Source organism: Spirillospora sp. NPDC049024 (assembly GCF_040649235.1).
In the GTDB taxonomy this organism is placed as follows: domain Bacteria; phylum Actinomycetota; class Actinomycetes; order Streptosporangiales; family Streptosporangiaceae; genus Spirillospora.
Genome location: NZ_JBEZFD010000045.1, coordinates 20,629 through 30,832 on the forward strand (window position 1 = coordinate 20,629; position 10,204 = coordinate 30,832).

12 protein-coding genes and 1 pseudogene are annotated in these 10,204 nt (G+C 70.3%); 4 read left to right on the top strand and 9 right to left on the bottom strand.

The window, feature by feature from the left end:
• Positions 1-11 precede the first annotated feature (11 nt).
• The 4 genes from AB0C21_RS42480 to AB0C21_RS42495 form a co-directional block, all read right to left on the bottom strand.
• Positions 12-1,676, bottom strand: a complete 1,665-nt coding sequence (locus AB0C21_RS42480; protein WP_500212114.1) for a monocarboxylic acid transporter — start codon at positions 1,674-1,676, stop codon at positions 12-14.
• Positions 1,673-1,960 (bottom strand): DUF485 domain-containing protein, encoded by a 288-nt coding sequence (locus AB0C21_RS42485; protein WP_500212116.1) that lies wholly within the window; start codon positions 1,958-1,960, stop codon positions 1,673-1,675. Before AB0C21_RS42485 ends, AB0C21_RS42480 begins: the two co-directional genes overlap by 4 nt.
• 186 nt (positions 1,961-2,146) lie before the next feature.
• Complete coding sequence (locus tag AB0C21_RS42490; RefSeq protein WP_500212118.1) at positions 2,147-2,437, bottom strand: GlsB/YeaQ/YmgE family stress response membrane protein; 291 nt, start codon at positions 2,435-2,437, stop codon at positions 2,147-2,149.
• Positions 2,438-2,468: 31 nt separating this feature from the next.
• The gene (locus AB0C21_RS42495) at positions 2,469-3,134 is read right to left on the bottom strand and encodes a TetR/AcrR family transcriptional regulator (RefSeq protein ID WP_500212120.1); all 666 of its coding nucleotides are present in this window, start codon (positions 3,132-3,134) and stop codon (positions 2,469-2,471) included.
• Positions 3,135-3,320: 186 nt separating this feature from the next.
• Here AB0C21_RS42495 and AB0C21_RS42500 point away from each other — a divergent pair, with 186 nt between their 5' ends.
• On the top strand, positions 3,321-4,493 hold the full coding sequence (locus AB0C21_RS42500; RefSeq protein WP_500212122.1) for an FAD-binding oxidoreductase: 1,173 nt from the start codon (positions 3,321-3,323) through the stop codon (positions 4,491-4,493).
• A gap of 9 nt (positions 4,494-4,502) precedes the next feature.
• Here AB0C21_RS42500 and AB0C21_RS42505 read toward each other — a convergent pair whose 3' ends face one another.
• Entirely contained in the window at positions 4,503-5,741 is a 1,239-nt protein-coding gene (locus AB0C21_RS42505) for a cytochrome P450 (RefSeq protein ID WP_500212124.1), read from the bottom strand.
• Between the two features lie 184 nt (positions 5,742-5,925).
• On the opposite strand from AB0C21_RS42505, the gene AB0C21_RS42510 reads away from it, so the two are divergent.
• The 3 genes from AB0C21_RS42510 (at position 5,926) to AB0C21_RS42520 (ending at position 8,264) form a co-directional block, all read left to right on the top strand.
• Complete coding sequence (locus AB0C21_RS42510; protein ID WP_500212126.1) at positions 5,926-7,053, top strand: serine hydrolase domain-containing protein; 1,128 nt, start codon at positions 5,926-5,928, stop codon at positions 7,051-7,053.
• Between the two features lie 215 nt (positions 7,054-7,268).
• Entirely contained in the window at positions 7,269-7,694 is a 426-nt protein-coding gene (locus AB0C21_RS42515) for a peptidase inhibitor family I36 protein (protein WP_500212128.1), read from the top strand.
• Positions 7,695-7,805: 111 nt separating this feature from the next.
• Positions 7,806-8,264, top strand: coding sequence for an NUDIX hydrolase (locus tag AB0C21_RS42520; protein ID WP_500212130.1), 459 nt, complete (start codon positions 7,806-7,808; stop codon positions 8,262-8,264).
• A 149-nt stretch (positions 8,265-8,413) separates the two neighbouring features.
• Here AB0C21_RS42520 and AB0C21_RS42525 read toward each other — a convergent pair whose 3' ends face one another.
• The 4 genes and pseudogenes from AB0C21_RS42525 to AB0C21_RS42540 all read right to left on the bottom strand — a co-directional run bounded on the left by AB0C21_RS42525 (position 8,414) and on the right by AB0C21_RS42540 (position 9,894).
• Positions 8,414-8,662, bottom strand: coding sequence for a DUF4240 domain-containing protein (locus AB0C21_RS42525; protein WP_500212132.1), 249 nt, complete (start codon positions 8,660-8,662; stop codon positions 8,414-8,416).
• A gap of 16 nt (positions 8,663-8,678) precedes the next feature.
• A pseudogene (locus tag AB0C21_RS42530) lies at positions 8,679-8,993 on the bottom strand (DUF4240 domain-containing protein); the annotation flags it as partial.
• 21 nt (positions 8,994-9,014) lie between these two features.
• Entirely contained in the window at positions 9,015-9,680 is a 666-nt protein-coding gene (locus AB0C21_RS42535) for a metallophosphatase domain-containing protein (RefSeq protein WP_500212134.1), read from the bottom strand.
• 88 nt (positions 9,681-9,768) lie between these two features.
• Positions 9,769-9,894: a hypothetical protein gene (locus AB0C21_RS42540; RefSeq protein WP_500212136.1), complete on the bottom strand. Its 126-nt coding sequence runs from the start codon at positions 9,892-9,894 to the stop codon at positions 9,769-9,771.
• Between the last annotated feature and the right edge of the window lie 310 nt (positions 9,895-10,204).

A 10,204-nucleotide genomic window follows, 5' to 3' on the forward strand; every position in this document is an offset into this window, starting at 1 on the left:
CACCGCCCAGGTCACTGTGATCCCGCACCCGTCAGCGCCCGCACCGAGAGGGCGTCGTAGCGCTCCCGGTCGGCCTTCTCACGTCCCGCGAAGGTGCCGGCGACCGCGCAGGCGAAGCCGATCGGGATGGAGACGAGGCCGGGGTTCTCCAGCGGGAACAGGTGGAAGTCGACGCCCGCGGGGAACAGCGACAGGCTCTGCCCCGTCACGGGATCGACCTTGCCGGACACGACGGGCGAGAAGAAGACCAGCACCAGCGACGCCACCAGCCCGCCGTAGATGCCCGCGACGACCCCCGCGGAGTTGAACCGGCGCCAGAACAGCGACAGCACGATCACCGGGACGTTCGCCGAGGCGGCCATCGCGAACGCCAGCGCCACCAGGAACGCCACGTTGAGGTCGCGGGCGACCACCGCCAGGACGATCGCCAGCGAGCCGACGAGGAACGAGGCGAACCGCGCGACCGCCACCTCCTGCGACTCGCGCGGGCGGCCGAGCATCAGCACCTGGCCGAAGTAGTCGTGCGCCAGCGACGTCGACGACGCCAGCACGAGCCCGGACACCACCGCGAGGATCGTCGCGAACGCCACCGCCCCGATGAACGCCAGCAGGACGTCGCCGCCGGCCCGTCCGCCGACGTGCTCCCCGACGGCCCGCGCGAGCTGCGGCACCGCGGTGTTGCCGGACGGGTCCTGCGCGAGGATCGCGGACCGTCCCACCAGGGCCGCCGCGCCGAAGCCGAGCGCGAGCGTCATCAGGTAGAAGACGCCGACGAGGCCGATCGCCCACGACACCGACGTGCGCGCGGCGCGCCCGTCCGGGACGGCGAAGAACCGCGCGACGACATGGGGCAGCCCCACCGTGCCGAGCACGAGGGCGAGCGCGAGGCTGATGAAGTCGAGCTTGTTGACCACGGTGCGGTAGGCGTCGCCCGGGACGTCCCGCCCGTACTGGAGCCCGGGACGCAGGAACGCCTCGCCCTTCCCGCTCGCGTCGGCGGCCGACCCGAGCATGGCCCCCGGGTCGAACCCGAACCGGCCGAACACCAGCCCCGCCAGCACCGCCGCCCCGGCCATCAGCAGCCCGGTCTTGATGATCTGCACCCAGGTGGTGGCCTTCATCCCGCCGAACGCCACGTAGAGGATCATCAGCGCGCCCACCACCACGATCGTGACGGTCTTGGCGGTGCCCGCGTCCATCCCGAGGAACCGCTCGCCGCGGTGGATGCCGAGCAGCAGCGACACCAGGGCACCGGCCCCGACCATCTGCGCGAGCAGGTAGAACACCGACACGGTCACGGTGGAGACGGCCGCGGCCCGGCGCACCGGCGCCTGCCGCCGCACCCGGCGCACCAGCACGTCCCCCATCGTGAACCGGCCCGCGTTGCGGACCAGTTCGACCAGCAGCAGCGCGAGCAGCCACGCCACAAGGAACCCGATCGAGTACAGGAACCCGTCGTACCCGTTCAGCGCGATGATCCCGGCGATGCCGAGGAAGGACGCGGCCGACATGTAGTCGCCGGCGAGCGCGACCCCGTTCTGCGGGCCGGTGAACGTCCGGCCGCCGGCGTAGAAGTCGTCGGCGCCGCGCGTGGTCGCCCGCGCCCACACCGTGATCCCCAGCGTGATCAGGACGAACGCCAGGAACAGGCCGAACGTCAGGGTCCGCCCTGTCACCGCAGCTCACCGGCCAGCGGGTCGAGCCGGCGCCGCGCGTACGCCAGGTAGCCCCAGGTCAGCGCGAACGTCGAGACGAACTGCAGCAGCCCCAGCAGCAGCGCGACGTTGATGTGCCCGGCGACCGTCCGCGCCATGAAGCCGCGCGCGAACGCGGCCAGCCCGACGAAGACGAGATACCACCCGAGGAATCCGACCGTGACCACCACCGCCGCCCGCCGGAAACGCCTGCGCAGCAGCAGGAACCTGTCATACTCCGCGACGGACGCGACTCTCCCCGCCATCCGGTCTCCCCCTGACCCTTTGTTACTCTCCGCATCCTTTCAATCGCCCTATGAGATCAAAGTTTCGCCTGCCGCAAGCGGCGTTTGACGAGATCCGCATGGCCGCGGCCGGAGACGGCCAAACGGCCGCCGCGGGGAGGCGGCGGCCGCGACGGCCCAGGTCAGGCGGATGAGCCGGGGGCGGCGTCAGCGTTCGAAGCGCCGATGGCCGCGATCGTGCCTGCGCCGGAAGGCCGCGACGATGGCGACACCGATCACGGCCAGGCCGATCTGGAAGACCAGTTCGATCCAGTCGATCCCGTTGGTCGTGGCCACACCGACCTGCTGCGCGACGGCCGTCCCGATGAGGGCGGCGACGATACCGACGATCACGGTCATGAGGACGCCGATGGGCTGGCGGCCGGGCAGCAGCAGCCGGCCGAGCGCCCCGATGATCGCACCGATGACGATCGCGGTGATGATGCCTGTGATGTTCATGCCCCTGCCTGTGCCCATTCCGGGCGGAACGTCACCTGGCCGGGTCGTCCCCCATGGACCGCAGGTCCTCGAAGGTCAGCGCCGGGCCGCCGAGCGCCTCCGGGCGGCCGGGCTCTCCGGGGCGGCCGGCGCGCAGGCCGTCGATGATCAGGTCGAGGTGCCGGTGCGCCAGATCCTCGGCGGTCTCCCGCGGCATCGGGCCCGGCAGCGGGCGCGACAGCCGCACGAGCAGCATCCCGATATCGCCGTGGGTGACGTCCGGACGCAGGTCGCCGTCCTTCTGGGCCGTGGCGACGAGTTCCTGCATGACGGTGACGCCGTCGTCGCGGGTGGCGACGATCTCCTCGTCGTCGAAGGGGATGTGGTCCAGCAGGACGGGGAACACGGCGCCGATGCGGATGTCCAGGACGCGGTGCATGTAGCGGACGAGGGCGGCGAAGGCGGTCGGCTCGTCGTCCCGCGCGCGCTTGACCTCGTCCCTGGTGCGCTCTAGCGCGTCCAAGGCGACGGCCCTCGTCAGCGCCTGCCGGTCGGGGAAGCGCCGGTAGAGCGTGGCGATGCCCGTGCCCGCGCGCCGGGAGACCTCCTCCAGCGGCGCGCCCGAACCCTGTTCGACGAACACCTCACGGGCGGCGGCGAGGATCCGGTCGCGGTTGTCCCGCGCGTCGGCCCGCAGCGGCCGCTGCTTCGCACCCATGGCCCCCAGCGTAGTGGAGGTCCATCCTCCGATTCCATATTAGTCACGATTATTGACTATCAGGAAGTGTGACTATAGCTTCGACCGCGACGGCGCCGAGATGGCGTCGGACTAAGTGGAGACAAAACCTCCAGTCAGTGTTACCGTGCGAGTAAGTGGAGAAAAATCCTCCGAAAGGAAGACGCCATGGACACCGCCATCCGCACCCGCACCGCCGAGCCGCTGACCGTCGACGCCACCGGCGTGGCGGACGTCCGCGCCGCGATCCTCGCCTCCCGCGAGCGCGGGCTGCCGCTGACCGTCCAGGCCACGGGGCACGGCACGGTCGTCCCGCCGGGCGAGGGGCTGCTGCTGAGGACGTCCCGCATGTCCCGCGTGCTCGTCGACCCGTCCCGCCGCGTCGCCCGCGCCGAGGCCGGCGCCCGCTGGAGCGACGTGATCGCCGCGGCCGCGCCGCTCGGCCTGTCGCCGCTTTCGGGCTCGCACGCCTCCGTCGGCGTCGCCGGCTACACCCTCGGCGGCGGCGTCGGCTGGCTGTCGCGCCGGTTCGGATTCGCCGCCGACCACCTGCTGCGCGCCGAGCTCGTCACCGCCGACGGCCGGCGCCTCGCCGCCGACGCCGACCACCACCCCGACCTGTTCTGGGCGCTGCGCGGCGGCAGCGGCAACTTCGGGGTCGTCACGTCGCTGGAGTTCCGGCTCCACCCCGTCTCGACGGTCTACGCGGGAGTCGCGCTGTTCCCGGCCGAACGCGCCGCCGACGTTCTCACCCGTTTCCGGGACGAGGCGCCCACGCGTCCCGACTCGCTCACGGTCTCCGTGGCGCTGACGACTCACGCGGACCACGGGCGGGTCGTCGCCGTCCGCGGCGTCTACGCGGGACCCGCCGAAGACGGCGCGCGCGCGTTGCGTTCCCTACTGGAGGCCGCGGGCCCGCCGCTGCACGACGACTTCCGGACGATGCCCTACGCCGAGACCGAGTCGCTGGGCGGCACGGCGCCCCTGCACTTCCACCTCTACGACGACCTGCCCGACGCCCTCATCTCCGCGATCGCCCACAGCGGCGCGTCCGGGATCGAGGTCCGGCACTGGGGCGGCGCCATGGCCCGGCCCGCCCCGGACGCCGGCCCGGTCGGGCACCGGGACGTCCCGTTCTCCCTCACCATCGACGGCTCCCCGGCCGACGCCGCACCGCTCGCCGCCCATGCGACCGGCGGCTCGTTCCTGAACTTCCTGCACGACACGTCCAGGACGGCCACCGCCTACACCCCCGAGAACCTCCGGCGGCTGCGCGCGGTCAAGAGGGCCTACGACCCGCAGAACGTGTTCCACCGCAACCACAACATCCGGCCCGCCTGAGGAAAGGGGCTACCTCCGTATGACCCGCATCGGCACGGGCCCGGCAGGACGGAACGTGATCTCCGCCCGGCTGGGCACGGGCACGCCCGGCACCAGGTCGAGCCGGTGCGTGCGGGCGATGGTGGCGAGGACCAGGGTCGCCTCCAGCATCGCGAAACCGGCGCCCACGCAGATGCGGCGCCCGCCGCCGAACGGCAGGTACGCGTACCGGGGATGCTTCTGCTCGCCCATGAAGCGCTCCGGCTGGAAGCCCTCCGGATTGGGCCAGACGTCGGCGTTGCGATGGATCAGGTAGGGCGGCACGGCGATCGTCGAGCCGGCCGGCACCTCCACCCCGGCGACGTCGTCGTCTTGCAGGGCGTCGCGTTCGATGGTCCAGGCGGGCGGGCAGAGCCGCATCGCCTCCGACAGGACGGCCTTCGTCCACGGCAGCTGGTCCACGTCCTCGGCCTTCGGCTCCCTGCCGCCGAGGACCTCGTCCACCTCGTCCTCCAGGCGGTCCCGGGCCGCCGGGTACTTCGACAGGAGCATGAACGTCCAGGCGAGCGAGGCCGCCGTGGTCTCGTGCCCGGCGAGCAGCAGGGTCAGGACCTCGTCGCGCAGCTCCGCCTCGGTGAACCGGCCGCTCTCTTCTAGGAGATTCAACAATTCGCCGCCGGACGAGCCCCCGACGACCCGTTGCACCATCCCGTCCAGGTACCCCAGCGCGCTCCCAAGGCCCGGTACCCGCTGATACACCGCGCGCTTAGCGGTCACCCCTGGCATGAAGGTCCCGACCACGGCACCGCGTTGGAGCGCCTCAAGCGCACGCCCCGTCCTCTCGGCCTCCCCTTCGAGCTGGCTGCCGAACAGGGCCCGCCCCACGATGCCCAATGTGAGCCGACGCAGCTCCCCTGCCGCGTCCAGGGTCACGTCGTCGGGCCACCGTCCGACGACCTGAGCAGCCGTCTCGACCATCTGCGGGGCGAATCCGCTGACATGCCGGTGCGCGAAGACCGGCTGCACGACCCGGCGGTGCTGCCGCCAGACATCGCCTTCGCTCGTCAGGAGCCCGTCCCCGAGGACGGCCCGGAGCGGCCGATACGTGAACGCCTTGACGTAGTTGTCCTGGTTGGCGACCAGGATCCGTTCGGCGTGTTCGGGACGCGAGAGCAGGAAGAACGCCCGGTTCCGTCCGAACGGCACCCGGACGGCGTCCCCATAACGTCTGGCGAGGGCGTTGTAGGTGTCGAGCGGATTCCGGGCCATCCGCCCCCACCACCGGAAAGCCTCGACCGCCCCTGGCCCCCGCACACCCCGTTGGTCCATACCTCAACCGTAGGAACCGCCCGAATCCCCGACAACCCATGCGGGGCTCCCCATCACGGGTGAGGACACGGATGGCTCACGCGCCCGATGTGCGCTCGGCCCGCCGCTTCCTATCGTCCCGTCCATGATCAGAAGAAACGGAGTACGCGCGACGGCGATCGCCCTGGCCTTGGCGGTCACGGCCTCGGCCGCCCCGGCGGAGGCGACCGGCCCCGCCCGCCTGCGGCAGGTGGCGGAAAGCCTCAGCGGCCCGGACGGCGCTCCCGGCGCACTCGTGGAGTTCCACGACCGGCACGGCCGCGTGACGGCCACCGGCGGGGTCGCCGACATCCGGACGGGCGCGCCGGTGGACCCCCGCAGCCGCTTCCGGATCGGCAGCCTGACGAAGCCGTTCGTCGCGACAGTCGTCCTGCAGCTCGTCGGCGAGGGCCGCGTCGACCTGGACGCCCCGGTCGAGCGGTACCTGCCGGGCGTGGTGCGCGGCGCGGACAACGACGGGCGGGAGATCACCGTCCGCCAGCTGCTCCAGCACACCAGCGGCCTGCCGGACGTCCTGGACTACATGTCGCCACTGGAGATCCTCCAGGACCCGCTCCGGCACTGGGAGCCGCAGGAGCTGCTGGACATCGCCCTCCCGCACCAGCGGGAGTTCAAGCCGGGCGACGGCTGGTCCTACTCCAACACCAACTACCTCGTGGCCGGGATGATCATCGAGAGCGTGACCGGGCATCCGTACGGCAAGGAGATCCGCCGCCGCGTGATCGCTCCGCTGGGACTGCACGACACCTTCGTCCCGACCGACGCACCCGGCATCCCGGGCCCGCACCTTCGCGGCTACGTGCGGCCGGAGTCCGAACTGGTGGACATCACCCGCCTCAACCCGACCGTGGCCGGAGCCGGAGGCGGCATGATCTCCAGCGCCTCGGACCTCGACCGCTTCATGTCGGCCCTCCTCCGGGGACGCCTGCTGAAGCCGGCCCAGATGCGGGAAATGCTGGCGACCCGTCCCACCGGACGCACCTCACACTCCGAGTACGGCCTGGGGCTGGAGTGGATTCCCGGCAAGAACTCGTCCACCTGCAAGGACGGCTTCTGGGGACACGACGGCGACATGCTCGGCTTCAGCGTCCGCACGGGCGCCACGACGGACGGCAGGCAGGCCACCGTCATGGTCAACCTCAACCCGGGCGGCGGCCCCACCCTGGACAAGGCCATGGAGGAAGCCCTCCCGGCCGCCCTGTGCGGCCCCTGACCCTCCGACCATCAAGCTACGCACAGTGAAGCACCGCGTGACCTCTCCCCCGCTTACCAGGCAACGCATCACCGAGCAAAGAGCCACGGAACGTAATCAAGTGACCGCATAAGGCCACCACTGCAATCTGGTGCGCTTCTCACTCTCCGTGCAAATGTAGTCGCGCGGCGTCACTCCTGCCGCACAGCGATTCACACGAAACGGAGATCCCCCCAATGGCGAACTGGAAAGCGCGCCTACTGATATCCGCGACGGCCCTGGCCGCCTGCGCGACCGTGACCGGCTCCGCCGTCTCGACGGCCGCGCAGGCCGCCGCCCCGGCCCAGGCGGACCTGCCGCCCGGCGTCGTCCAGCTCGACGACGGCGAGGCCTGCCCCCCGGGCACCCTCTGCCTCTACCGCGACTACAACCGGCAGGGCCCGGCCTACGGCATCGGCGCCGGCTACAGGGTCGCCCTCATGGACCTGCCCATGGGCGACGACACGGCCGCCAACAACGTCTCCTCCTGGATCAACAACACCCACGACGTGGCCATACTGATCGACGCGGAAGAGGGCAAGGCCCGTCCGCTGCCCCCCGGCCACCCCCTGGAGGAGCCGGAGTCCGACAACGACACCGTCGACCTGGTCGCCTGGGGCTGACACACGACTCGGCCCCCGCTCCGAACCGCCGTCCGGCCGGCCTCCCCAACCGGCCGGACGGCCTTGGACGATCGGCGGCCGGTGCGAGCCTGACAGAGCCACAATGCTCGGATGACCCGACCCAGGATCCGTGTCGCCGCCTATGTGATCAGGCATGGGGCCGTCCCCGAACTCCTCGTCTTCGACCACGTAGGCATGCCGCAAGCCGGCACGCAGGTCCCCGCAGGCGGCGTCCGTCCCGGCGAGGACCTGGAACAAGCCGTCTTGCGCGAGGTCGTCGAAGAGACCGGCCTGCACACCGTCTCCGTGGTCGAGCAGATCGCCGTGGACACCAGGCCCGACCCCGCAACCCGCCGACCGCGCAGGACCACCTACTTCCACCTCCAGGCACCCGCGACCACGGAAGACGCGTGGAGCCACGCCGTAAGCGGCGAAGGGGACGATGCCGGGCTGACCTTCGCCTGCCGCTTCCTGCCGCTGCCCCTGGACCACCCCCTTGCGGATGCCCAAGACGCCTGGCTCAACCGCATCAACCCCCGCTGGACCACCAAGGCCGACGACCAGCAGTAACGGACCACCTAGGGCCTCGCCTACAAGGACCGACTCCCCATCGCCAACACCCACCCCGCCAGTCGACGACCGTGCAGATCAGGAGTGGCCGTTAACGGACAAGACCGAGAGGCAGAAACCGGCCCCAACGCGGAGCCTGCTCCCTCAGGTCACGGGCCGGCCCAGCCGGCGGCGTTCGAGTATGACTCGTAGGAGTAGCGGGTACTACGGTCCCACTCCTCGCCGGTGATGTGCCCGTATGCGCGGTCGGGAACATAAAGCAGGCTCTCTGCCCAGACGAGCCCGGTGACATAGGGGACGAACTCCAGCGGATCTCCGAGGACCCTTTCGTAGGCTTCCCGACCGGCAGCGACGACGGCAGCGCGCGTGTAAAGGAAGGGCGTCACCCGACAGGTCACGGCCGTACTCTCTGCGATCCAGACGGTACAGAGCCCACGACAGGTGCTCGGCGAACTCGACGGCCACAGACAGCGGACCGGCGGCAAGCCGTGTGGTCAGCGCGTCCGCAAGATGCTCGGCATCCGGGTCAGGCGCTCCTGGCTTGCAGTCTTCGATGAGCTGCCAAAAGCTGTCCTCGTCCATGCGACCGAGGATGCCGCATGCACCCGACAAGCGTGCGAGAGCAAGGCCCCTACTCCCCCTGTGAGGTGAGCGCGTGCGTGAGAACAGGATCCGGCCGTTCCGTCCAGGCGATGCGGCACGGGTCGCCGAGATAGGGCCTGACCCCATCAAGAGCAGCCCGAACTGGGTTCAGCGGGTTCGTGCCGGCGGAACGATCTCGCCCACGGCGCCCGAGGCCTCCAGGCGGACGACAGTGGGGCCGCGCTCGCACTCCCACGTGGTGACATTGGCGAAAGTCGTCTCCCCGTGCCGCCAGAGGCCCCCGTCCTGATGGATGTGACCGAACAGGTGCAGCTTGGGACGGATCTGCCGCACCCGGGCCAACAGGTCCTCGCACCCGTGGCGCCCGGGATAGGCGTTCGCGTCACCGATTCCGAGCGGAGGCCCGTGCGTCACCAGGACGTCGACGCTGTCCGGAATCATCGCCCATTTCTCGGCGAGCGGACGTCCCCGGGGAAGATTGAACGCCCACTCGTTGAACTCCGGCTGCCAGGGACTGCCCCAAAACGTGACGCCGTCGACCTCTGTTCCGCTGTCCTCCAGATAGCGGATGCCGCGGTCGGCCAGGACGGCCCGAGCCCGTCCGGGCTCGTCCAGGAACATCCAGTCGTGGTTGCCTGCGACGACCACCTTCGTCCGATGCGGAAGGTCCTGAATCCAGTCCGCGGCGTCCTCGAGCTCCCTGAGGTCCTTGCCGCGCCGGCACAGGTCACCGGCGTGCACAAAGACATCCCCCTCGGGAACAGCGAGCTCGCGATGATAGGTGTGCGTATCGGCAACCGCGACAATCCGCATAAGGCCAGCGTACTGAGCCCCCGTACCACCCTTGAAGACACGAGCGCCAGGCCCGGACCCGGACGCCCGTCCGACCGCACTGGCGTGGTTACTCGGCGGCCCGCTGCTCGCCGTACGACTCGTACGCAAGGAACTCACCGAACTCGTCCGCGAGCCATCTGGGAGTCCCCCACCGTCCGCCATGTTCCAGCGAACCCTCGTAGTCGATTTCCAAGCAGCTGCCCTCCCTGTCTTCCATCATCCCGAGTCGCCGGTTCCTGCTGTACAGGAAAGGCGTGGCGCTGGCGTGAGGGTTCCCGTTCTGAAGGAGTTGGCTCCCCAACACTCCTTCCCAGCACAATTGGAAGCCGTTGCCTCGTGGAGGCGAACTACGGATACTTACGCAAAACTCCAGCCCCTCGTCGCCTTGGAAACAGTCACCCAAGGGCTCCCTGCCCTCAACCGGTCGTAGCAATTGATCTAGCGGTGGTGTAGTCCTGCTCGGCGAGTTGATCGTCGGGGGGAGCTGCCGTGGGGCTGGTTCG